General features: G+C 40.9%; 17 protein-coding genes. 13 read left to right on the top strand and 4 right to left on the bottom strand.

Going from position 1 to position 24,350, the window contains the following annotated elements:
- Positions 1–230 precede the first annotated feature (230 nt).
- The 4 genes from BLR42_RS10120 to BLR42_RS10105 all read left to right on the top strand — a co-directional run bounded on the left by BLR42_RS10120 (position 231) and on the right by BLR42_RS10105 (position 5,439).
- Positions 231–1,184 (top strand): DUF2156 domain-containing protein, encoded by a 954-nt coding sequence (locus BLR42_RS10120; protein ID WP_091868724.1) that lies wholly within the window; start codon positions 231–233, stop codon positions 1,182–1,184.
- Complete coding sequence (locus BLR42_RS10115; RefSeq protein WP_091868722.1) at positions 1,181–1,828, top strand: GNAT family N-acetyltransferase; 648 nt, start codon at positions 1,181–1,183, stop codon at positions 1,826–1,828. The genes BLR42_RS10120 and BLR42_RS10115 overlap by 4 nt, the downstream gene beginning before the upstream one ends.
- Before the next feature lie 478 nt (positions 1,829–2,306).
- Positions 2,307–3,104 (top strand): GGDEF domain-containing protein, encoded by a 798-nt coding sequence (locus tag BLR42_RS10110; RefSeq protein WP_207648532.1) that lies wholly within the window; start codon positions 2,307–2,309, stop codon positions 3,102–3,104.
- Entirely contained in the window at positions 3,082–5,439 is a 2,358-nt protein-coding gene (locus tag BLR42_RS10105) for an EAL domain-containing protein (protein WP_091868718.1), read from the top strand. The genes BLR42_RS10110 and BLR42_RS10105 overlap by 23 nt, the downstream gene beginning before the upstream one ends.
- A gap of 6 nt (positions 5,440–5,445) precedes the next feature.
- On the opposite strand, the gene BLR42_RS10100 is transcribed toward BLR42_RS10105, so the two are convergent.
- Positions 5,446–6,252: a Cof-type HAD-IIB family hydrolase gene (locus BLR42_RS10100; protein ID WP_091868716.1), complete on the bottom strand. Its 807-nt coding sequence runs from the start codon at positions 6,250–6,252 to the stop codon at positions 5,446–5,448.
- Between the two features lie 162 nt (positions 6,253–6,414).
- Here BLR42_RS10100 and BLR42_RS10095 point away from each other — a divergent pair, with 162 nt between their 5' ends.
- From BLR42_RS10095 to ppdK, 7 genes are all read left to right on the top strand, one after another.
- Entirely contained in the window at positions 6,415–7,971 is a 1,557-nt protein-coding gene (locus BLR42_RS10095) for a GGDEF domain-containing protein (protein WP_170832714.1), read from the top strand.
- A gap of 77 nt (positions 7,972–8,048) precedes the next feature.
- Positions 8,049–8,894 carry a PHP domain-containing protein gene (locus BLR42_RS10090; protein WP_091868712.1) on the top strand — a complete coding sequence of 282 codons (846 nt, stop codon included), beginning with the start codon at positions 8,049–8,051 and terminating at the stop codon, positions 8,892–8,894.
- A 787-nt stretch (positions 8,895–9,681) separates the two neighbouring features.
- A complete protein-coding gene (locus BLR42_RS10085) occupies positions 9,682–11,322 on the top strand; it encodes an ABC-F family ATP-binding cassette domain-containing protein (protein WP_026499009.1) in 1,641 nt (546 codons plus the stop codon).
- 141 nt (positions 11,323–11,463) lie between these two features.
- The gene (locus BLR42_RS10080; protein ID WP_091868709.1) at positions 11,464–12,333 is read left to right on the top strand and encodes a phosphoribosylaminoimidazolesuccinocarboxamide synthase; all 870 of its coding nucleotides are present in this window, start codon (positions 11,464–11,466) and stop codon (positions 12,331–12,333) included.
- A gap of 116 nt (positions 12,334–12,449) precedes the next feature.
- Positions 12,450–13,298, top strand: a complete 849-nt coding sequence (locus tag BLR42_RS10075) for an aldo/keto reductase (RefSeq protein ID WP_091868707.1) — start codon at positions 12,450–12,452, stop codon at positions 13,296–13,298.
- A 294-nt stretch (positions 13,299–13,592) separates the two neighbouring features.
- Positions 13,593–14,474, top strand: a complete 882-nt coding sequence (locus BLR42_RS10070) for a glycerophosphodiester phosphodiesterase family protein (RefSeq protein ID WP_091868706.1) — start codon at positions 13,593–13,595, stop codon at positions 14,472–14,474.
- Between the two features lie 102 nt (positions 14,475–14,576).
- The gene (gene ppdK, locus BLR42_RS10065; protein ID WP_091868704.1) at positions 14,577–17,213 is read left to right on the top strand and encodes a pyruvate, phosphate dikinase; all 2,637 of its coding nucleotides are present in this window, start codon (positions 14,577–14,579) and stop codon (positions 17,211–17,213) included.
- A gap of 71 nt (positions 17,214–17,284) precedes the next feature.
- On the opposite strand, the gene BLR42_RS10060 is transcribed toward ppdK, so the two are convergent.
- Positions 17,285–18,826 (bottom strand): DUF5597 domain-containing protein, encoded by a 1,542-nt coding sequence (locus BLR42_RS10060; RefSeq protein WP_091868702.1) that lies wholly within the window; start codon positions 18,824–18,826, stop codon positions 17,285–17,287.
- A gap of 145 nt (positions 18,827–18,971) precedes the next feature.
- On the bottom strand, positions 18,972–19,796 hold the full coding sequence (locus tag BLR42_RS10055) for a helix-turn-helix domain-containing protein (RefSeq protein ID WP_170832713.1): 825 nt from the start codon (positions 19,794–19,796) through the stop codon (positions 18,972–18,974).
- A 608-nt stretch (positions 19,797–20,404) separates the two neighbouring features.
- Here BLR42_RS10055 and BLR42_RS10045 point away from each other — a divergent pair.
- Positions 20,405–22,816: a glycoside hydrolase family 3 protein gene (locus BLR42_RS10045; protein WP_091868696.1), complete on the top strand. Its 2,412-nt coding sequence runs from the start codon at positions 20,405–20,407 to the stop codon at positions 22,814–22,816.
- Between the two features lie 133 nt (positions 22,817–22,949).
- Here the strand turns inward: BLR42_RS10045 and BLR42_RS10040 are convergent, their stop codons facing one another.
- Positions 22,950–23,249 carry a hypothetical protein gene (locus BLR42_RS10040; protein ID WP_091868694.1) on the bottom strand — a complete coding sequence of 100 codons (300 nt, stop codon included), beginning with the start codon at positions 23,247–23,249 and terminating at the stop codon, positions 22,950–22,952.
- A gap of 130 nt (positions 23,250–23,379) precedes the next feature.
- Here BLR42_RS10040 and BLR42_RS10035 point away from each other — a divergent pair, with 130 nt between their 5' ends.
- Positions 23,380–24,276: a metallophosphoesterase family protein gene (locus tag BLR42_RS10035; protein ID WP_170832712.1), complete on the top strand. Its 897-nt coding sequence runs from the start codon at positions 23,380–23,382 to the stop codon at positions 24,274–24,276.
- Positions 24,277–24,350 lie beyond the last annotated feature (74 nt).

The raw sequence follows: 24,350 nt of genomic DNA, 5'->3' as shown, positions 1-24,350 counted from the left end.
TTTACACCTCCACAGTAAGAGTGATTTTTAACATGTGTTTCTATACAAAATAATGCATATTACCGACTAATTGCAACATTTTTCGGGATTTGTTATGTGGTAGCAGCAGTAGTAATAACGATCAGGAATTTTATGATACTAATAAATTGACATTTTCCGAATAATAATATATATTGATTGTATACAATCAAGTAGCGCAAACGGCAATATTGTTATATGGAGAAAAAGTCATGGATAAAAAGCTTACATTCCACAAACCGTCATTTGAAGAGGCTGCAAAGCTTTCGGAGATTTATGCACTAAGAGGAAATAAGACCTGTGACAGCACAGTTCTTGATACCTATATTTGGAAGAATTTATATAACACAGAGGTATATATAGAGGACAAGGCTGCAATTATTCTTATGAAAGATGAAGCGGGATATTTTGCGGCAATGCCCTATTGTAGAGAAGAGGAGCTTCCCGAATATTTTGAGCTTTTGAAAAAATATTTTAATGATGAGCTTGGCTGTCCGCTCAGGATAGACCTGGCAGATGAAGATGCGCTTGATGTGCTGGGATTATTGAATAATCCAAATTATATGGTAGAAGAGGAAAGTGACCTTAAGGATTATCTCTATGATGCTGAAGAACTTAGAACTCTTCCGGGTAAGAAATATCAGAAGAAGAGAAATCTTATAAACAAATTCATGAAGGAGTATGAGGGCAGATGGGAGTATAAGACCATGTGCTGCGTCGATGAGTACTTTCTTGAAATTTTTATGGAAAAATGGGTGGAGAACAGATTGTCCGAAGGCGTAGAGAGCAGAGATACGCTTCTTGTTGAAAAGGATGGAGTTATTGATATTCTTCGTAACTGCGACAAGGTTACGTTCAGAGTAGGTGGTATTTTTATCGATGAAGTTCTGGAAGCTTTTACAATCGGCTCTTATAACAGCAGGGAGAAGATGGCAGTCATTAGCATCGAAAAAGGTAATTCCAATATCCCCGGTATATATCAGGTTATAAATCAGCAGTTTTTACTTAATTCGTATGAGGATGCTAAAATTGTCAACAGAGAGGATGACATGGGCATCGAAGGACTAAGGCGGGCTAAGGAGAGCTATAACCCTACTGGCTATGCCAGGAAATACAGAGTCTGTGAGAAAGCAGCGTGCAATCATTTATACGAGAAAACAGCATGATAACAGAGTATTTGGATAAAAACAAAACAAGAAGTCTGTATGAAGAGGCTTTTGATGATCCTAAAGCCTTTGTTGATTATTATTATTCGGATAAGTGCCTGGACAATCGTATGATAGTCAGCCTGGAAGATAATGAAGTAATATCTATGCTTCATCTGAATCCGTATTATATAAATCTGTGCGGAAAGGTTGTAAAGAGTTACTATGTTGTGGCTGTGGCAACCAAAGAGGGCAGACGCCATGAGGGACAGATGTCCGCAGTTTTTCGGGAAGCTTTTGAGCTTATGAAAGAAGAACGCGTTCCATTTATTTATCTCATGCCCGTGGATGAATCAATATACTCCTGGATGGGATTTGAAAAGATATGCGACTTTACCACGGAAAGAATCCGGGATTTTGTAGAGATCAGGAAACGCTATGATGTTTTTTGTATGAGAGATGAAGACTATATAAGAAGAATGAACAAGGAAGAAGCATTAAGAGCGGAGGATAGCGGAGAAGTTTTACCGGATAGCCCAATCATAATGGCCAAAATCACGGATCTTGATTCATTTTGCGAAGCAGCTGGTTACTTTTTTGACAGTGACGAAGATGCGTTGAAATGGCTTAAGAGCAAAAGAATATATATAAGCGAAGAAGTATGAGAGACTTGAGTGCATTTTTATGCCTCAGGTTTTTTATTACTGAAAACTATCTTAAAAAAATCTAAACAGCGCTAATTGTGAATAAGATAAGTTTATAATAAAAATGTATGATTATATTATTGGGGAGTTATGCGATAAGACACTGATAATGAGCACATATAGCAGGAGACTTCATTATGTGGATCGAGTTTTCCGACATAATAGGTATTGCAATAGTTATTTATGTTGCTGTGCTTGTTCGAAATAATAAGCATCTGAGAAAAGATGCCAGATTCGGCATCCTTTTTCCGGTGTGATGCTTGCCGGTCTCTACTGCCTGGATATGTTGTGGTATGTGCTTCAATATACACTTCCGAACAATGAGACAACCGATTATATTCTAAATTTAGTTACTTGCATTATTTACCTGCTGATACCGGTGGGACTTAGTACCTTTTTTATAATATATATACAAAGAGGCAGGAGACTCAGACATTTCGTGGGACTTATCCTTATGCTGATTCTTGCGATATCGGACATAGCCAATATCTTCACTCCGATTGTTTTTTATCATAAAGATTCCTACATGGTTTTCAGACCCTTTGGACTGGTGATGCATATACTATGTTTTGGGGCTTTTATGATATTCCTTGCGGATATGGTTATTGCCACGGCTTTTGATTATGAAAACATCTTTCTTGCAGGATTTGTCGGACTTACAATGCTCTTGGGCTTCCTTGCGTCATGGATTAACTATGATTTTAAAACTTTGTGGGTAGGACTTGGGATAGCGTATATCCTTATGTATTTGGCGGTATCTGAGCTTTACAACAAAAAGGATGTTATAACGAATCTTCCTAACAGAAATGCCTACGAGAAAACTATGGCATATATTAAAGACAAATATAATGCTATTTTGATGGTCGATATGAACGATCTTAAAAAATATAATGACACCAAGGGTCATAAAACCGGAGACCGTTATATTTACGCAACGGCAAGGACTCTGGCAGATGCTTTTGAAGGTCATGGAAGGCTATACAGGGTTGGCGGAGATGAATTCTGCCTTGTATCCAAAGATTCAGAGGAGGTGCTTGATGCAATTGCAGCATCTGTTTTGGAGAAAGGCAGTTGTGATGAGAAATACGGTGATTTTCCGATAAGCTTTGCTTATGGTATAGCTAAGCGGCATGAAGGCGATACACATGAGCAGGTATATGATAAGGCAGACAGAATGATGTACGCAAATAAGGATATAACTAAGGAGAAGGCGCATGGTTCTTTATCTGACAAGTAGTTTTATCCCATATAAAGTGCAGGGGGCTCGAGAAAAAGCAGAACCCTTGGATAACTACGGCTTTTTTGATGAACTTAAAACTGAATGGCCTAAAGACGCAAAACTCCTCTATGTGCCTTGCAATCCGGAGGAGGTTAAAGAAAACGGGAAGAAAAGGCAGATCATTCTGGACATCTTTGCTTCTGCAAATTTATCTGTCAGTGAATGTAAAACTCTAACGGAAGAGGATTCGGCTAATGACATGGTGGCATGGTCAGATGTGATATTCCTCGCAAGCGGTCATGCTCCGTCGCAGCTTGCATTTATGAAGCGTATAGGATTAAAGGAAGCACTTTCGAGATATGATGGCGTTATTATCGGACAGGGTGCAGGTGCGATGAATGCTGCATTCTATGTGTATCATACGCCTGAGCTTGAAGGTGAAGCGGCAGACCCCAACTATGTCAGGTTTTCGGATGGCCTGGATCTGACTAACATTCAGATAATTCCTCACAGAGATTATATAAGAGAGCGAAGTGTGGATGGTCTGAATTTAATAGATGATATTGTTATTCCTGACAGCTTTGGCTGTAAATTTTATCTGATATCCGACGGCAGTTATTTTAAAGTAAAAAACGGAGAGACCTCGTTTTTCGGAAAAGGTGAAGTAATTGAAGACGGAGTTATTTATCCCGTTAAACCGGGAAAAATTATTCCGTTTATGAGTTATGTTGAACAGCCTGTGATAAGAAGCCTTATTTCCGAAGGCTATGACATGATCTTTGCTGTAGAAAAGAATGAAGAAAGATGTGAGGTCTATCATTTGGATATGAGCCTCTGGGGAATTTTCACAGAGAGCAGATTCGATTATAAAGAAATATGCAAAAGACTTTCTCAGACACTTGTAAAGGAGGAGCAGGAGATATTCCTTGAACAGGTCAGAATATCCTCAATACAGGAAGAACTGGCGAAGCGAGGCGAGTTTGTAAGAACTGTTCATGTGGACTATGAGGATGGTCGCCGCGCTAAGAATATCAGGGCAAAGGAAGTTCCGGGATATCCGGACTGGCTGATGATTATTTATATTGACATAACATCTGTTCTTGATTATGACTGGATGACAGATGAATATGCCAGAACCGGTTTTTTGGACAGAGCAAAGCTCTTCCTGTCCGAATTGCACCGGGATGACCACTATTCACTCGTGTTTGCTAATGTAAAAGGGCTGAAAGCCGTAAATGAGTTGTTTGGTAATCAAAAGGGAGATCTTGTAATATTCCAGACGAGGGATGCCCTCAGAAAGTATCTTCATCCTGTTCTCATGGGGAGACTGGAAGGGGATAACTTTGCCCTTATAACAGCGGATGATAATCTTATAGAAAAAAATATAAGATCAATGTGTCGGCAGGTTTTCAGGACTGAATCCATAAAATACAGCTATGAAATATACTGCGGAATTTTCCGTATAACCAATCCGAGAGTAGGAATATCCGCTATTTTGGACGGAGCGAAGCTCGCTGAAAAGAGTATTCGAAACAACAAGCGAAATCAGCTGTTTGCGTACTATGATGATTCGATGAAGGAGAATTATGTAAAGCAGAGATTCCTGTTGTCTGATTTTGAGCGAGCACTGGCAGATAATGAGTTTATGCCGTATTACCAGCCCATAGTCAATGCGAAGACAGGAGAGATAGTAAGTGCGGAGATGCTTATAAGATGGCAGCACAGAGATCTTGGTATGGTATCTCCAGTAGACTTTATTCCTATTATTGAATCGGAGGGAAAGACAGCTATTCTTGATAAATTCATGCTCGAGAGCGGGATTGATTTCATCGAAAGGTGTTATGCCGCGGGAAAAATGGCGGTACCCTGTGCGATTAATCTCTCCAGAGTTGATTTTTACGATTCGCTATTTATGGAAAACATCTTCGAATCAATAAAAGGCAAGAAGATAGAGCCTGCTATGGTCAGATTTGAGGTAACTGAGTCTGCCTATGCGGATCTTGAGACCAAGGCCCTTGAATATCTTGGCAAACTAAAAAAGCATGGAATTCAAATCCTTCTTGATGATTATGGAAGCGGCATGAGTTCATTATCAATGCTTGAAACCTTTGATTTTGATATTATAAAACTCGACATAGGCTTTATTAGGAAAATCGGTATCAACAAGAAGTCCGAATCCATAATCATTTCTACCATAAAGCTTGCACATGCCATTGGTGCAAAGGTTACTGCGGAAGGAGTGGAGAATGAGAAACAGCTTAAATTCCTGCAGGATGCGGACTGTGACTACATTCAGGGATTCTATTTTTACAAGCCTTTGCCCGAAGCTGAATTCGAGAAATTGCTTAAATAGAAAGCTTTAAATATTTGCCATAAGAATCTTTGCAAGGCCGTCGTTATTATTATCGGTTTCGGTGATAATATCGGCGGCTTTTTTTACATCCTCTGTTCCGTTGATCATGCCGATTCCGAGACCTGCGGCTTCAATCATTGAAATATCGTTTTCTTCGTCACCTGCCGCCAAAGTGTTTTCATGAGGAATGCCCAGGTAATCTGCAAGCCTTGTAACTGCGCTTCCTTTTCCTGCCTCGGAGTTAAATATTTCAAGATAGTAGGGATTGGAGTACAGAAGAGTAAGCTTATCTCCTGCAAGTTCTTCGACAGCAGCTTTGAAACGATCTATTTTTTCTCTGTCATGAAGCTCTATTCCTATTATTTTGCAGGGGATATCGGTGAGAGCAGAGTTTATGTCTTCTGAAACTATATATGGGGTATGTATCACTCTTCTATAGTATTTAAGCTCTTCATCCTCGGCCGGAGTAACTATATTTTCATCTGTATAGGTGTGGCAGTGAACACCGTATTCTTTTGATAAAGCAAAGATGTCGGGAATCATATCAAAAGGGATACCGGTTCTGTATACATCTTTCTTAGTGTCGCAGTCATAGATCTGTGAACCGTTATAGGCAATAAGGAAACTTCCGGGGAAAAACAGATTATTTTCCCTCTGTACAGACATTGCACTCTCCAAAGCACGACCTGTATTAATGGCAAAATGATTACCGGCATTTGTAAATTGTATAAGGGCCTCCATGGTTGCGGGAGACACCTTTTTTTCTTTGGTCAAAAGCGTACCATCCAAATCTGTGAAAAAAATCTTGCTCATATAAAACTCCGTTCAAAAACAAAATGACAATACTTTTTGCATTATAAACTCTTACATCACATCTGTAAAAGTTTATTTTTTTATAAGATTACGTTTATTTTGATACTAGTTTTGGGGCATATAATGAAAGTAAGGGACTTTAGCCATAGGGAGCATTCGCTTATGAAGAAGAGATTCGGGCTTCTGGCGAGATTTACTATCATTTTTCTTATGTTCATGATAATTATGATAGTAATCAGTGCAGTAGCTACCTATATAATCCAGGAAGACAACTACATATTGCAGCAGGAGAGGCAGATCAAGGAAGTTACAAATTGTCTTGAAGCTTTAATTGAAGCTGACGGAGATGAATTCAGACTTATGCAGGAATATTTTCTTGAGAACCATGAGAATATAGTCATCCCATATGATTATGACGGCAACTATATTCCTGCAAGAAATGAATGGGAGAGAATTTTTTCTGAGCAATACGGCGGAGAAGTTTTTGAGAAAACCATAGCGTTTTCTGATATGACTAATGAAGCTAAAATAGCTTTTACTACCTATAAATATGAGCAGTGGCTGAATATTTTTGAAGAATTCAATGAGGAGTTTGGTACCGAATACGTTTATTATCTTGTACCGACAGATACGCCACCGCTTATGTACTATGTCTTCGACGGACTCAGAACAGAAAAGGTAGTAGACGGAAAGAGTATCATGGAGTTCGATTTTGATGCGGAGGTTCCTGAAGACAGTTATCCCAAGCTATGGGAGACATATCAGACTGGAAAAAGTCCCAGCGGCTATGATTCCTATGATAATCAGTTCGGCAAGACTTATGGATACTATACTCCTCTATATGTAAGCGGGGAGATGATAGGCATAGTATGTGCGGATATCACCGTGGAAGCGGTCAACAAAGGAATTCTGAGTAACACTATTAAAGAAGTGGTAATAGTGGCTGTTATTTTATTGCTATGTATGTATAGCATGCTGTGGTTTATAAACCACCAATACATTTTAAAGCTTCATAAGATGGAAAAGTTCATGGACGAATATGCAGATAATAAAGAGGTTTCCACGGCTGATAAATTCGATAACATCAGTTTGGGAAACCATGAGATTACAAATCTCGCAAGAAGAACAGCTGCTATGATTCGTGAACTTAACGATTATATGCTGAACCTGATGAAGACCTCAAAGGAGCTTCATAGCACCAAGGAACATGCAGCAGAGATGGCTGAGCTTGCTCATAAGGATGCCCTTACGGGAATCCGTAACAAGACAGCCTATGACAAAGAGATAATAAAGCTGGACAGGGAGCTTAGGCGTAATCCTGATGTTGAGTTTGCTATTGCCATGATTGATCTTAATTTCCTGAAACGCATAAATGACAATTATGGTCATGAGCAGGGGAACATAGCAATTAAGAGACTTTGCGATATCGTATGTAAAATCTTCTGCCATTCGCCTGTATTTCGTTTGGGCGGAGATGAATTTGCCGTGGTATTATGGGGAAGTGATTTTAATAACAAAGATGCACTTCTTAATGAGTTTGCGAATAAATTAAAAGAGATGGAAAAAGATGATACTCTTAAGCCCTGGGAAAAAATATCAGCCGCTATTGGACTTGCAGTATATTCACCGGGAATTGATGAGAATGTAAGTGATGTATTTAAAAGAGCTGACAGTATGATGTATGAAAATAAGAAAGAGATGCGGGCAACGAGAGACTGATAGTATGTTAAAATAGTAACTGCGAAAAACGAAGATTATTGCTACTGGTTATATAATTTGATTATACGGAGACAGGTATGAAAAAAGTTGACTTACACACTCATTCTGCGGCTTCGGATGGGACCTACAGCCCCTCCGAGCTTATCAGGTATGCCCATGAAATTGGGCTTTCTGCAATAGCTCTTACCGATCATGATACTATTTCCGGCCTTTCGGAGGCGATAGAAGAGGGAGATAAGTATCCTGATCTTGAAGTAATTCCCGGTATCGAATATTCAACTGTAAGAAATGGCAAGGATGTTCATGTGGTCGGCCTTTATATCAATTATAAGGATGATGATTTCAAAAGATCACTTCAAAGCTTTATTGATTCCAGGGAAGAACGCAACAGGAAAATGTGTAAAAAGCTGACAGACGCCGGAATGCCGATAACCTACGAGGAACTGGTGGAGAATAATCCCGGAGCTGTAATTACGAGGGCTCATTTCGGAAGACTCCTTCTTGCAAAGGGGTATACAACAAGCATTAAGGAGGCGTTCGACAGATTCATCGGAGATCATTGCCCATGCTATGTACCCAGGGAAAAAATAACACCTGAAATGGCAATAGAGCAGATTATTTCAGGTGGCGGAATTCCGATTCTTGCCCATCCTGTTCTGTACGGCCTGGGAAGAGATGCGATGGATGAGCTTGTTCATTCCATGAAGGATGCGGGGCTTGTGGGTATCGAAGCTATATATGGAACATATACCGCACAGGATGAGCGGGACATGAAAAGTATTGCGGCTAAGTACAACCTTCTGATAAGTGGCGGATCGGATTTTCATGGCGGAAATAAACCGCATATAGATCTTGGCTGCGGTACCGGCAGGATGGTTGTTCCGTATGAGGTGGTGGAAAAGATTAAAGAGTATAGGAAATAAAAACAGCATCGTCAGTATGGCGATGCTGTTTTTTCTATATATTCTGTTTCTGAAAATTATTTGATTTTGATTCTTGCAGAAGCGGACTTAGTCTTCTTGCTGGCAACTAAGGACAACTGAAGATAAAGAGTCTGTCCTGCTTCAAGAGTGACTTTTCCGGTTCTCTTGGCAAGATATTTTTTATACTTTCTGGAGCTTACATTCAGCCAATTGTGCTCTTTTCCTTTTGTGTCAAAATAAGCAAAATCAAGAACGTCTGAATCTGAATTTACAGGACGGGTCTGTCCGAAAAGTGATCCAAGGCAGCTTTTTGCACCCTTTGCTTTTATATTGCTGACTGTAATGGTGTATGTTCTTGATTCCGGTGCTACGAATTTTACATAGCCCTCACAGAAAACACCTTCGGTTTTTTTGACAACAACATTGTGAGTGCCCTTTGATATTTCTGTTGAGATTGGCTCTAACTCAGAAGCGCGTGTAGCGAATTTGTGTGCTACAGGTTTAACAGTCTTACCTTAGCTTCTACTGTTAACGGCATAGAGAGTACAAATACCATTGCCATTACGAGTGATAATACTCTTTTCATTACCCCTATTTTGTTTCTTGTTTTCATATCTTTTCCTCCATAGAAATAAAATGAATAGTTCCCCTCACATACGATAATAATTTAACGACTTTCAAGGTATTTTGTCAATAAATAGACATTGCATTTTTGAGGGGTATCAAATATAATACCAAGTTGGTTACTTAATTATAGAAGAAACACGATCGGAGGTAGTTTTTCAATATGATCAGTGCAAACAATGTCACACTAAGAGTCGGTAAAAAGGCTCTGTTTGAGGATGTAAACATAAAATTCACCGAGGGCAACTGTTATGGAATAATTGGTGCCAACGGTGCGGGAAAATCTACTTTCCTTAAGATATTATCAGGTAAGCTTGAGACCACCAACGGAGATATTGCTATTACTCCCGGCCAGCGTCTTTCTTTCCTGGAGCAGGATCACTTCAAATATGATGAATTCACTGTACTTGATACAGTTATCATGGGTAACGCCCGTCTCTATGAGATCATGAAGGAGAAGGACGCTATTTACGCAAAGGAAGATTTCTCTGATGAAGATGGTATCCGTGCAAGTGAGCTTGAAGCTGAATTTGCTGAAATGAACGGATGGGAAGCTGAGTCAGATGCAGAGAGCCTTCTTAACGGCCTTGGAATCGAGACTGAGTTCCACTACAAGCTTATGAAGGAACTTGACGGTAATCAGAAGGTAAAGGTACTTCTTGCAAGAGCGCTTTTCGGTAATCCCGACATCCTGCTTCTCGATGAGCCTACCAACCACTTGGATATGGATGCTATTGCATGGCTCGAGGAGTTTCTTATCAATTTTGAGAATACTGTCATTGTTGTATCTCATGATCGTTACTTCCTTAATAAGGTATGTACACATATCGCTGATATTGATTACGGTAAGATTCAGCTCTATGCTGGTAACTACGATTTCTGGTACGAGTCGTCACAGCTTATGATTCGTCAGATGAAGGAAGCAAATAAGAAGAAGGAAGAGCAGATCAAGGAACTTAAAGAGTTCATTGCAAGATTCTCCGCTAACGCAAGTAAGTCTAAGCAGGCTACTTCACGTAAGAAAGCGCTTGAGAAGATCGAGCTTGATACTATTAAGCCCTCTTCAAGAAAATATCCTTATATTGATTTCAGACCTGAGAGAGAGATCGGTAACGAAGTGCTTACAGTTGATGGAATCAGTAAGACTGTTAACGGTGAGAAGGTTCTTGATAATATTTCATTTGTTGTACAGCATGATGATAAGATTGCATTCGTCGGTGGAAATGAGCTTGCTAAGACAACTCTTTTCCAGATTATTTCCGGCGAGATTGAGCCCGACGAGGGCACATATAAATGGGGTGTAACTACTTCACAGGCTTACTTCCCCAAGGATAATTCGAGCGAGTTTGATAATGACTATACTATTACCGAGTGGCTTACAGGCTATTCCGAGATTAAGGATGTAACATATGTCCGCGGATTCCTTGGCCGTATGCTCTTTGCCGGTGAGGATGGTGTTAAGAAGGTTAAGGTTCTCTCCGGAGGTGAGAGAGTTCGTTGTATGCTCAGTAAGATGATGATAAGCGGTGCAAATTGCCTTATCTTTGATGAGCCTACCAACCACCTTGATATGGAATCAATCACAGCACTTAACCAGGGTATGATCAAATTCCCCGGGGTTGAGCTTTTTGCCTGCCGTGACCACCAGGTAGTTCAGACAACAGCAAACAGAATAATGGAGATCCTGCCTGATGGCTCACTTATCGATAAGCGCTCTACTTATGATGAGTATCTTGAAAGTGATGCTATGGCAAGAAAACGTACAGTTTACAGCACTAACGAAGACGAAGATAATGATGACTGATCATTATGTATGCATATGAAGTTGTTTTTGGGAAAAAGAGCCTACGGAGCAACTGAATATAAAGCCTTCCCCTCTGGGGAAGGTGCCTGCGTAGCAGGCGGATGAGGTTAACAACGTTAAAGCCAAAGGGAGGAAAGAAGTATGCAGGAATATAGTCCGGTAAAAGAAGGTAAGGTTCGTGAGATTTATGATGTGGGTGATGCACTCATTATGGTAGCTACAGACAGAATCTCAGCATTTGATGTAATCCTTAAGAACAAGGTTGAGAAGAAAGGGACAGTTCTTACCCAGATGTCAAAGTTCTGGTTTGATTACACTAAGGATATCGTAAGTAACCACATGATCAGCACAGATACCGCTGATATGCCCGAATTTTTCAGAAAGCCTGAGTTTACCGGCAACAGTATGCTCTGCAAAAAGCTTACAATGCTTCCCATTGAGTGTATTGTCCGCGGATATATTACAGGAAGCGGCTGGAACAGCTATAAGGAAAACGGAACTGTTTGCGGCATAAAGCTTCCGGAGGGACTTAAAGAATGTGATAAGCTCCCTGAACCTATTTATACCCCTTCAACCAAGGCTGAAATTGGTGATCACGATGAGAACATCGATTTTGAGCGTTCTGTAGAAGTACTTGAGAGAGACTTCCCCGGCCATGGTCAGGAATATGCAGAGAAGCTCCGTGATTATACTATCGCTCTTTACAAAAAGTGTGCGGATTATGCCCGTACCAGAGGTATTATCATCGCTGATACCAAGTTTGAGTTCGGCCTTAACGAGAATGGTGAGGTGGTTCTTGGTGATGAGATGCTTACTCCTGACAGCAGCCGTTTCTGGCCGGTAGAAGGTTATGAACCCGGAAAGTCACAGCCTTCATTCGATAAGCAGTTTGTAAGAGACTGGCTTAAGGCTAATCCTGAAAGCGACTATAACCTTCCTCAGGATGTAATCGATAAGACTATTGCTAAGTATGAAGAAGCCTATGAACTTTTGACCGGAAAGAAACTGTAAAAAGAATTAACAAAATTACAGATGTAGTAAAACAGCATTGTCATTGATTTGATGATGCTGTTTTGTGTTATCATTGAATGTGATGATATATGAAATAAGCAGAGGAGGGTTCCTAAATGACACTTGCTACCAAGTTTAAGCTTAACAACGGCACTAATATTCCGTGCCTGGGATTTGGTACTTATAAAATTAAAGATCCGAATGAAGCGTATCAGTCTGTGAAAATAGCTCTGGAACTGGGATATATTCACATTGATACAGCGGCTTTTTATGAAAATGAGAAGTATGTGGGCGATGCTGTTAAAGACTACATTCAGGCTTCGGGATGTCGGAGAGAGGACCTGTTCTTGACAAGTAAGGTCTGGAAGACGGAAGCGGGTTACGATAGGACTCTACGCGCGTTTGAGAAAACAATGGATGAGATAGGCCTTGATTATCTTGATCTTTATCTTATTCACTGGCCTTCTTCGTATGCATTTGACGATGACTGGGAAAATACGAACAGATCAACCTGGAAAGCTATGATGGAGATTTACAAGAGTGGCAGAGTAAAAGCTATCGGAGTGTCCAATTTCCTTACTCATCATCTTGACGCACTTATGGATTCGGAAATAATACCGGCTGTGGATCAGATTGAAATAAATCCCGGATTTATGCAGGCTGATACTGTGAAATTCTGTCAGGACAACGGTATTCTTGTGGAAGCCTGGAGTCCGCTCGGACGTGGCAGATCACTGGAACATCCTGTTTTGATGGAATTGGCAAATAAGTATGACAAGAGTACTGCTCAGATAATCCTCAGATGGGATTTGCAGCATGATATTCTGCCGCTTCCAAAGTCAGTGCATGAGGACAGAATTAAGTCTAATTCCGAAATATTCGACTTTGAGCTTTCTAAAGAAGATATGGCAAAAATAGATGCCTTGGAGCCGTATGGAAACTCCGGACATTCGCCGGATGAGTAAACCTTGAAATATCCGCCTACGCAGCAAACAATACTGTCTCTCACAAGAGCAAAAAATATTAAGATAAAGGCGCCCAAGGCCCAGAATAAAAAGTATAGAAAACTCTTCAAAATAAGCCGGAATTAAGTGTGAAATAAGTGTAAAATGAGCTTTTTATAGTGATTATTATCAAAAATGTCAAGATTTTTATAAAAAAAGTCTTGACATTCGTTTTTTTTATACTTGTCAAATTTTAAGTTAGATATTAAAATATCCTAGGCGTTTTAAATAAGGGTTTGAAGGAAGTTATGAAATATGTTGAAAACTCTTCTGATTATAATAGTAGTTTTGGTAGTTCTTTACCTTTTGGCAATCATGCCAAGGATGATTGGAAGACCGTCAGCAGAGAAACTTCTTAAACAGAACTTGTACGCACACAGAGGATTGCACGACAATAATACAGAAGCACCTGAGAATTCGATGGCTGCTTTCAAAAAGGCTGTCGATGCGGGGTATGGAATAGAGCTTGACGTTCAGCTCACTAGGGATGGGGTTCCCGTAGTTTTCCATGATTTTACATTGGCCAGAGTAGCCAGATATGAAGAGGGACATGTGCCTGAGGATGCCGTAAGGAATGAGGACGGTAGCCTTGGGGTAGCAGGCAAGGTGATAGATTACACCTATGAAGAACTGCAGCAGTTTCATTTGCTTGGATCTGATGAGAAGATTCCGAAGTTTGAAGACTTTCTTAAACTTGTGGATGGTAAGATTCCGCTCATCATTGAGCTCAAGATAGAACTGTTTGATGTTTCGGTATGTGCAGTAGTTGATAAGATTCTTCGTAGCTATACCGGAGTGTTTTGCATAGAGTCCTTTAATCCGCTTGGATTATATTGGTTTAAGCGTCATCACAAAGATATTTTCAGAGGACAGCTTTCAGAGGAATTTTTCAGAGAACCTGAGAAATTGTGGCATACACCTTTGTATTATGCACTCGCATTCCTCATATTTAATTTTCTTACAAGACCTGATTTTGTGGCATATAATCACAAATATCAGCGCAACTTATCAAGGAAGCTTTGCCGCGGATTATATAAGAACACAGCGGCGGCCTGGACGATAAAGAGCCAGGAGGAATTAGATAAAAACAGAAATTTCTTTGATATCTTTATTTTTGAGGGATTTATTCCTTCATAAATCAATTGGTAATTACTATGTACGACATAGTTAATTATAAAAATGTAACATAAATGGAAAGGGTTTTACCGAATCGAATAATCGGTAAGAAAGGTAGTGAACATGGCAAACAAGTGGGTTTATATGTTTAGCGAAGGTGACATGACAATGCGTAACCTTCTCGGTGGTAAGGGTGCTAACCTTGCTGAGATGACAAGCATTGGTCTTCCGGTACCACAGGGTTTCACAATCACAACTGAGGCCTGCACACAGTACTACGAGGACGGACGTAAGATTAACGACGAGATCATGGCTCAGGCTATGGAAGGCGTTAAGAAGATGGAAGAGATCAACGGCAAGAAGTTTGGTGATCTTAACAATCCTCTTCTCGTATCTGTTCGTTCAGGTGCTCGTGCATCAATGCCTGGTATGATGGATACAATTCTTAACCTTGGTCTTAATGACGAGGTTGTTGCTGCAATGATCAAGGGCAATCCTGATCCTGCATTCGAGCGTTTCGTATATGATTCATATCGTCGTTTCATCCAGATGTTCTCAGACGTTGTTATGGAAGTAGGTAAGAAGTACTTCGAGCAGCTCATCGACAAGATGAAGGAGCAGAAGGGTGTTAAGTTTGACGTAGATCTTACAGCAGCTGATCTTAAGGAGCTTGCTGAGCAGTTCAAGGCTGAGTACAAGAACCAGCTCGGTTCTGATTTCCCTTCAGATCCTGTAGAGCAGCTTAAGCTTGCTATCGAGGCTGTATTCCGTTCATGGGATAACCCTCGTGCAAACGTTTACCGTCGTGACAACGATATCCCTTATTCTTGGGGAACAGCTGTTAACGTAATGCCTATGGTATTCGGTAACCTTAATAATGAGTCTGGTACAGGTGTTGCATTCACACGTGACCCTGCAACAGGTGAGAATAAGCTTATGGGTGAGTTCCTTATCAACGCTCAGGGTGAGGACGTAGTTGCTGGTGTTCGTACACCTATGCCGATCGCTCAGATGGAGAAGGAATTCCCTGAAGCATACGCTGAGTTCATCAAGGTTTGTGATACACTTGAGAACCACTATCACGACATGCAGGATATGGAGTTCACTGTTGAGAACAAGAAACTCTATATGCTTCAGTGCCGTAACGGTAAGAGAACAGCTCCTGCTGCTCTTAAGATCGCTTGTGACCTTGTTGATGAGGGACACAAGACTCCTGAAGAAGCTGTAGCAATGATCGATCCTCGTAACCTTGATACACTTCTTCACCCTCAGTTCGACGCTGCTGCTCTTAAGGCTGCTACTCCTATGGGTAAGGGTCTTGGTGCATCACCCGGTGCTGCTTGCGGTAAGGTTGTATTCACAGCTGATGATGCTGTAGCATGGGCTGAGAGAGGTGAGAAGGTTATCCTTGTTCGTCTTGAGACATCACCTGAAGATATCACAGGTATGAAGGCTGCTCAGGGTATCCTTACAGTTCGTGGTGGTATGACATCACACGCTGCCGTTGTTGCTCGTGGTATGGGTGAGTGTTGCGTTTCCGGATGTGGCGACATTAACATGGACGAGGAGAACAAGAAGTTCACACTTGCTGGAAAAGAGTTCCACGAGGGAGACTTCATCTCTATCGACGGTACAACAGGTAACATCTATGATGGAGTTATCAAGACTGTAGACGCTCAGATCGCTGGTGAGTTCGGCCGTATCATGGATTGGGCTGATCAGTTCAGAAAGCTTAAGGTTCGTACAAACGCTGATACACCCGCTGATGCTAAGAAGGCTCGTGAGCTTGGTGCTGAGGGTATCGGTCTTTGCCGTACAGAGCACATGTTCTTCGAGGAAGACAGAATTGCTGCATTCCGTGAGATGATCTGCTCTGATACAGTAGAGGAGAGAGAAGCTGCTCTTGAGAAGATCCTTCCTTATCAGCAGAATGACTTCAAGGCTCTTTATGAGGCACTTGAGGGATGCCCTGTAACAATCAGATTCCTTGATCCTCCGCTTCACGAGTTCGTTCCTACAACTGAGGACGAGATCAAGAAGCTTGCTGATGCTCAGGGTAAGAGCGTTGAGGAGATCAAGGCTATCATCGCTTCTCTTCACGAGTTCAACCCTATGATGGGTCACAGAGGATGCCGTCTTGCAGTTACATATCCTGAAATTGCTAAGATGCAGACAAAGGCTGTTATCCGTGCTGCTCTTGAGGTTCAGAAGGAGCACGCTGAGTGGAATGTTAAGCCTGAGATCATGATTCCTCTTGTATGTGAAGTTAAAGAGCTTAAGTTCGTTAAGAAGGTAGTTGTAGAGACAGCTGATGCTGAGATCGCAGCTGCAGGCGCTAAGCTTGAGTATGAGGTTGGTACAATGATCGAGATCCCGAGAGCTGCTCTTACAGCTGACGAGATCGCTGCAGAGGCTGATTTCTTCTGCTTCGGTACAAACGACCTTACACAGATGACATTCGGATTCTCTCGTGATGACGCTGGTAAGTTCCTTAACGCTTACTATGATGAGAAGATCTTCGAGAACGATCCTTTCGCTAAGCTTGATCAGACAGGTGTTGGTAAGCTTATGGATATGTCACTTAAGCTTGGTAAGCCCGTTAATCCTAAGCTTCACGTTGGTATCTGCGGAGAGCACGGTGGAGATCCTTCATCAGTTGAGTTCTGCCACAAGATTGGCCTTGACTATGTTTCATGCTCACCTTTCCGTGTACCTGTTGCAAGACTTGCAGCAGCTCAGGCAGCTATAGCCAACAAGTAATGAGGGCAATGAAATAATTAAAAAACAGCTTGGCAAATGAAAATGCCAAGCTGTTTTTTGTATAAAAGATTTTAGTATTTATATAACTCCAGCATAAATACTCCAGGCATACTTCCGAAGTGAAGTGCCATTTTTTCATCGCCGTTTAAGCGCTTATCTGAAATGAATTTTCCATTTTCCATATGACCTGCTTCAAGGCTTAGGATGTCTGCTTGTTTGTTTTCACCTGTCTTAACATCAAAGCTTACTGAGCATTCCAGACCAATTAGTAAGAATTTGTTATCATCAAGCTCAAATACAGAGAAGCTTCCAAGAGGCTTTCCAGATGTTCTTGGAGAATAGCCAACTTTGAAATCGTACTCTTTGCAGCGAACAAGGCAGCCGTAGTCGTACTCCCCATGACGAACATATGACTGAAGCTTATTGGTGCCACGGTACTGTAAGTATAAAGGCTCAAGCTCATCTAATAATTTATAAGTAGCTGCAAGGGCTTCCTTGCTTCCTCTTGTATCAAACGCAGATGGGTCGATATTAAGGGCAATCATGACTTCCATTGGTGGCTTGTCTACGAGCTCAGGATCAAGTGCCAATTCTTCGATACCAAATGGTGAAAAGCAAACTGCATTGTGGTGAAGCTGTGCGTAAAGTGCGTATGAAGAAGCAACTGCATCCTTTCTGATTTCAGGGATGAAGAGCGCATTGCCTTCGTAGGCGTATTCATCCATAACGTCTGCACAAAATGGAACATATACATCTGGAGCCAAAGCGAAAAGTGATGGAGCCATCGCCTTCCAGATTTTATGAACAGTTCTGTTAGGGCCGCCTGATGGATAGGTTCCGGCAATCCATGGATATTGCTTTAACCAAGCGTTAGCATAGCATGGCAGATTGTATTCATTTTGTCCTGCTTTAGTGATTTCTTCAACAGCCTTTGCAAAATGATAAGCCATAAAGAATTCCTCTGCATCATCCTTGAAGGCTTCCTTCCAGGTACAGGTCACATCATAAAGCTTTCCGATTTCCTCAGGAACCTGTGCCTCAAAAAGCTCATTAGCCTTTTCAGAATAATCTCTGGCAGTGCCAAGTAGACCGATTTCGTTTTCTACCTGCATGCCGATTACTGTGCATTCATTCTCATCGATTGATTTGATGTGAGCCATAATTGCTGCAAAGGTCTTTTTGTCAGCTTCAATTGCCTCATGGCAAAGTGGTGAGATAGTGTTGATTTTGTCACCGTTTACCTTTTTAGCTAAAAAATATCTTTCAGAATCAACCTTAACCCAGCTTGGAACGTACATTGATTCAGCATTTTTCCAAAGACCAAACCAAAGGAATACAAGCTTTTTGCCTTCCTTACGTGCCTGATTAATAATTCCATCAACAAGTGTAAAGTCGTATTTGCCTTCCTCTGGCTCGATACATTCCCAGTAAATAGGGATGATTAAAGAGTTGAGATTAAGCTCTCTAACCTGAGGCCAGATTTTTTCTTCCATTTCCTGTAATGTAGATGCGCTGGAATTGTGGATTTCTCCACTGTGCATGAAAAATGGCTTGCCATCAACGTGTAGAGTGCCAATCCCTTTTTCATCTACTTTAAATTCTGATTTACACATTTATTAAACCCTCTTAATAAACCAGCTGCGCCATTGCAGTGGGTATTTCTTTTTTATCTATATATAAATTTAATACCTAGAGGGCATGGGGTTCAATCTTAATTCTCTAACCTTTATGGTAAAATATTAAGATATTGTAGAGCAATTACATAATGTGGCTCATGCGATATTGATTAGGAGTTAGTTTGTACTGTTTGAAAAATACTTTTCCGAAATAGCTGGCGCTGCTGTAGCCACATTTTTCAGCGATTTCTTTGATAGACATAGAGGGCTCCTGTACCAGTAGAATCTGGGCATGCAGTAGTCGAATGCAATTTAAATATTTTACTATCGTAAGTCCCGTATGCTCTTTGAAAATACTGCAAAGATACTCTGGGGTTCTAGATGTGATTTGAGCCAGGGTATCCAGTGAAATATCCTCTCCATAGTGGGTCTCTAAATATTCTATTGTTTGAGTGATGGTGGGGTTACCATAGTCGGCAGAGCCTGATGCGATGTGAGTCAGGCAGAATGATAAATCGGTAATAAGCGCGTAGGTTTCCTGTGATAGAAGCATATGCTTATGGCGGCTGTTTTGCTCAGCAATTTCTATTAGCTTTTTATGATGAGCGTCAATCATTTCACGGTTGCTTAACAGGTAGGCGCCTGAGGAGTTAATCTTTAGTGCACGAAATAGCAGAGGAACGATACTGCCATTAAATCCCACAATATCTAAAATCCATTTTCCACCTGTGCTGTGATACTCATGAGGGGTGTTGCTAAAAATAATAAAGCATTGTCCCTTGTCAATAACGTATTTACGGTTATCAAGTATTAGCTCCCCTTGCCCTTCTTTGCAGAAAAAAATCTGGTTTAGATTAATTCCATGCATTCTATAAACAGGCTCCTGATCATGGTCGGCGCCCAGTAATACCAGCTTTAAAGGAATAGCGTCATATTCGTTTTTCTTATATTGAAAAGAACGTAGCATCCGCCTGTCACCTCGCATCTTAAAAATGTACTATATATAATACAATAATAATATTGAGGCGCATTCGTGGTCAAGTTATACTTCTAGGTATAAAGAAATGAAAGACTAGCCTGTAGCTAACAAAGAATATTTCTATGAAGGTGACGTGCTCAGTTACCGAAATATAATCATCTTTGGGGAATAATACTATGGTAGACATGACGGAACACGAAAGAGAAGTATTAAATAAGCTGAGGGATTGTCCACAAATTTCGTGGGAAATGATAAGAGAATCAAAACTGAAAACATCTTTTGTATATCATTGCATATTCATAGCTGTGTTTGGCGTACTTTGGTTGCTTCTGAATTGTATTGGTATTACTTATAGAACGGTTCCAACCTTCTTAATTGCAGGCTAGGGTGGTCTAGGGTTAATTATTTCTTTTTGGTGGTGGTTGATTAAAAGCAAGATTCTCGGTGTGAATGAGTAAAAAATAAGAGATTCCCCTTTTGTTTAATGCAAGAGGGGAATCTTTTTTTAGTTGTAAATGTGTATTTAAACATACGTGAAATACAGCTATAATAATTGCATATATACTTTTTATGAAAAGCTTATGGAGGTTATGGCAATGGGAAAATGGTCCAGAATAATGTATCATCCGAATCTTCCTTTAGGAGAGGATGGGAATAAGGTTACTGCTTCTGCTGAGCATATAGCGATTTCTAAGAATGCTGCAAAAGAAGGTATGGTTCTTTTAAAAAATGAAAAGAGTATACTGCCTCTTGCAAGAGGACAAAAGGTCGCTCTTTTTGGAAAAGCAACGATAGATTATGTAAAGGGAGGCGGCGGATCAGGTGATGTTACCGTTCCCTACGTTACAAACCTCGCTGAGGGATTTAAGAAACTTGGAGCGAGGGTTTCTCTTTTCGAAGATTCTATTGATTTTTATGAGGATTATGTAAAAGGATTATATAAGGAAGGCAAGATGCCGGGACTTATAGCAGAGCCCACGCTTCCTGAGGATATTCTGACTAAGGCAAAAGCGTTTACTGATACTGCAATTATTTCAATCAGCAGATATTCGGGTGAAGGTTGGGACAGAAAGAGTGATAAGGTAATCGATCGCACTTTTAAGGGAGTGGATCAGCCCCTTATAGATATGACTAATGGCATTTTTGAAAGAGGTGATTTTTATCTTTCAAAGGCTGAAGAAGAGTTAGTAAATTCTGTAAGTAAGGCTTTCGAGAAAACTGTTATAGTATTGAATATCGGCGGCATGTTTGATGTTTCATGGATTAAAGACAGCAAGGACATAGACGCTGCTCTTATCGCATGGCAGGGCGGCATGGAAGGCGGCCTTGCTACAGCTGAGCTTTTATGTGGACTTGGGAATCCCAGTGGTAAACTGGCGGATACCTTTGCGAGGAACCTCTCTGATTATCCGGGAACAGAACATTTCCATGATTCTGATGATTATGTTGAATACGAAGAGGATATCTATGTAGGCTATAGATATTTTGAGACAATCAAGGATGCATCCGATAAGGTAATATATCCCTTCGGATATGGTCTTTCATACACAGACTTTAGCGTAAGCCGCGTCAAAATAAGAGAAGACGACGGCATAATCACTGTGAAGGCAAATGTGACAAACAATGGTCAATATGCAGGAAAAGAAGTGGTTCAGATCTATGTTTCGTCGCCGCAGGGCAAGCTCGGAAAACCTGAGAAAACACTTGTAGGTTTTAAAAAGACTGCTTTACTTGAACCCGGACAGACACAGAGGGTAGTAGTTGAATTTCCTGTTGATGTTTTTGCATCCTATGATGACCTTGGAAAGATTCAGAAGTCTGCTTACGTCCTCGAAAAGGGAAGATATAAATTTTTTGTAGGGACAGATGTAAGAAATGCAAGATCTGCTGAGCAGGAATATGTCCTTGATGATAATAAGATTGTGTGCCAGCTCACCCAGAAGATGGCTCCTGTTGCTTTAAAGAAGAGACTTCTTGCGGACGGTACATATGAAATGTTAGAGCAGGGAGATGCTTCTAAATATAATGAGAATGAGCTTACACCTCTTTCCGAAGATGAATTGGAAGGTATGTCACCTGCAATTAGACCTGAAAAGTCTGTGAATCGTTATAAGCCTGCAGACAAGCGTCAGCTTATTGATGTTTTCACAGGAAAAATTTCTATTGATAAATTCATAGAAGGATTATCGGATGAGGATTTGGCATGGCTTGTAGGAGGACAACCAAACACAGGCGTAGCCAATACCTTTGGATACGGAAATAATAATGAATTTGGGATACCTAATGTTATGACAGCTGACGGACCTGCCGGTCTTAGAATTCAGCCTCATGTTGGGGTAAAGACAACAGCTTTCCCTTGCGCAACTCTTCTTGCATGTACCTGGGATCCGGAAGTGGCAACGAAGGTTGGAATTGCCGGTGGAGAAGAGGTTAAGGAGAATAATATCGGAGTATGGCTGACACCTGCCATGAACATCCACAGATCTCCTCTTTGCGGAAGAAACTTTGAGTATTATTCGGAAGACCCGCTACTCACCGGAAAGATGGCTGCCGGAATGGTACGTGGAATTCAGAGTAACCATATTGCTGCAACAATAAAGCATTTTGCTCTGAATAATAAAGAGACCAATAGAAAGGACAGTGATTCAAGAGCATCTGAGAGGGCAATTCGTGAGATTTACTTAAAGGGTTTTGAAATTGTTGTTAAAGAGGCTCATCCCTGGAGCATAATGACATCCTACAATATCATAAATGGAAGACGCGCTTCGGAAAACGAGGATATGATAAATGGAATTCTTCGCGGAGAATGGGGCTTTGATGGTATGGTTACTACCGACTGGTGGACCCACGGCGAGAATTATAAAGAATGTAAGGCCGGAAATGATATGAAGATGGGATGCGGATATCCGGACAGAATAATAGCTGCTCTTGAAAAAGGCGCCATCACACGAGATGAACTAAACAAGGCAGCTAAGAATATCCTTACATTAATACTGAGAATTGATTAAATAAAAATGCCTTCCCCCAAGGGAGGTGATAGTGATATAAAAAAGCCTTTCCCCAAGGGAGGTGATGGTGATATAAAAAAGCCTTCCCCCCCATGGGGGAAGGTGGCAGCGAAGCTGACGGATGGGGGTCACCTCATAAATCTTTAACAACAACTTTTCCGCCGTTTTTAACACTGTCCTGCTCAAGAAGTTCAACGGCAGATGCGGCAATTTCATAATACATTGCGGCATTGTCGCCTATATCAGCCATCTTTTTCATGTTGGTTTCACAGAATTTCTTTGCCTCGGCAATATCACTTTGCGAAAAGACTTTACTTCCGCAATAAAGTGTACCGGTTGAGGGGTCAAAGTGAGAATCTTTCTTCTTTGCTTCTCCACTCATGCCCATGACACCTGCCAGAGAACGGATTAAATCTTCACGATTGTCTGCCATAATTAACCTCCATTCGAAGATGCGATTATTGAACCAACTTATGAATATATTTTCGCACAGAGGTTATTTTTTGACTATTAACTACTTATTATAAAAATATAAAAAACTTGAGAATAGATTGGAGAAACTATTGGATATTGCAGTATTCGGTGATATTCATGGAAATCACTCAGCCCTTCAGGCCTGTATAGATTATTGCATGGGGAAGGGGATAACTAATTACATTTTACTTGGAGATTATATTTCGGATTGCCCGGGCGTAAGAAAGACAATGGATCTCATATATGTGCTCAGACAGTATTTCACGTGCTATACTGTTCGCGGAAATCGCGAGGAAAGCATGCTGAATTACAGAAAATCCGGTGAGAACGGCTGGATGAAGGGTTCAGGAAGCGGCGCTCTTTTGTACACTTATGAGCAATTGACAGAGAAGGATTTTAAGCTGTTTGAGGAACTTCCGATTTACGGAATATGGAATCCGAAAGGCTCAGCAGGCTTTGAATATTGTCACGGTTCACCGACAAATGCGTCAGAACTTCTATTCGGAAATAAGAGAAACACTAAGAGAACACTTAATAAAATAAAGACAAACATGCTCCTGCATGCACATACTCATGTACAGGAGTGCTTTTTATACAGAGAGAAAAGAGCGGTGAATCCCGGAGCTATGGGACTTCCCAGAAATAAGAACTGCTATGCTGAGTTCGCCATTATCCACAGCGGTAAAACCGGTTGGGAGGAAGAACTGGTACAGGTAAAATATGACAGGCATGAAATACTTAAGGAATTTCAGTCAAGCGGTCTTGTGGAATATGCGCCTGCATGGGCAGCAATAACTATGCATACAATCAGAACCGGTGTGGATCTAAGCGAATCCATCCTTCTACAGGCGATGAAGCTTTGCGAGGAGGACAGGGGAATGGTAAGATGGCCGGCAATACCAGAGCAGTATTGGGCAGAGGCTCTTAAGGAAAACTATGTGGATCTGTCGGGCAAGGATATCCCGCGCCCAAAGCATAATAATTAAAACACTATTTCTTTGCATTTCTGCAAATATTCACATGTGGGTATTGCATTTTTTATCGTGTGTGGTAATATATT

The sequence above is a fragment of the Butyrivibrio sp. INlla16 genome (assembly GCF_900104155.1).
Classification (GTDB): Bacteria; Bacillota; Clostridia; order Lachnospirales; family Lachnospiraceae; genus Butyrivibrio.
Note: the sequence above shows the minus strand (reverse complement) of the source record. Positions and strands in the feature narration are given on the sequence as shown.

Bases quoted from the DNA above. Each gene is read 5' to 3' on its own strand.
- BLR42_RS10120 (WP_091868724.1), top strand. From the start codon at position 231: ATGGATAAAAAGCTTACATTCCACAAACCGTCATTTGAAGAGGCTGCA.
- BLR42_RS10115 (WP_091868722.1), top strand. From the start codon at position 1,181: ATGATAACAGAGTATTTGGATAAAAACAAAACAAGAAGTCTGTATGAA.
- BLR42_RS10105 (WP_091868718.1), top strand. From the start codon at position 3,082: ATGGTTCTTTATCTGACAAGTAGTTTTATCCCATATAAAGTGCAGGGG.
- BLR42_RS10100 (WP_091868716.1), bottom strand. From the start codon at position 6,252: ATGAGCAAGATTTTTTTCACAGATTTGGATGGTACGCTTTTGACCAAA.
- BLR42_RS10095 (WP_170832714.1), top strand. From the start codon at position 6,415: ATGAAGAAGAGATTCGGGCTTCTGGCGAGATTTACTATCATTTTTCTT.
- BLR42_RS10090 (WP_091868712.1), top strand. From the start codon at position 8,049: ATGAAAAAAGTTGACTTACACACTCATTCTGCGGCTTCGGATGGGACC.
- BLR42_RS10085 (WP_026499009.1), top strand. From the start codon at position 9,682: ATGATCAGTGCAAACAATGTCACACTAAGAGTCGGTAAAAAGGCTCTG.
- BLR42_RS10080 (WP_091868709.1), top strand. From the start codon at position 11,464: ATGCAGGAATATAGTCCGGTAAAAGAAGGTAAGGTTCGTGAGATTTAT.
- BLR42_RS10075 (WP_091868707.1), top strand. From the start codon at position 12,450: ATGACACTTGCTACCAAGTTTAAGCTTAACAACGGCACTAATATTCCG.
- BLR42_RS10070 (WP_091868706.1), top strand. From the start codon at position 13,593: ATGTTGAAAACTCTTCTGATTATAATAGTAGTTTTGGTAGTTCTTTAC.
- ppdK (WP_091868704.1), top strand. From the start codon at position 14,577: ATGGCAAACAAGTGGGTTTATATGTTTAGCGAAGGTGACATGACAATG.
- BLR42_RS10060 (WP_091868702.1), bottom strand. From the start codon at position 18,826: ATGTGTAAATCAGAATTTAAAGTAGATGAAAAAGGGATTGGCACTCTA.
- BLR42_RS10055 (WP_170832713.1), bottom strand. From the start codon at position 19,796: ATGCTACGTTCTTTTCAATATAAGAAAAACGAATATGACGCTATTCCT.
- BLR42_RS10045 (WP_091868696.1), top strand. From the start codon at position 20,405: ATGGGAAAATGGTCCAGAATAATGTATCATCCGAATCTTCCTTTAGGA.
- BLR42_RS10040 (WP_091868694.1), bottom strand. From the start codon at position 23,249: ATGGCAGACAATCGTGAAGATTTAATCCGTTCTCTGGCAGGTGTCATG.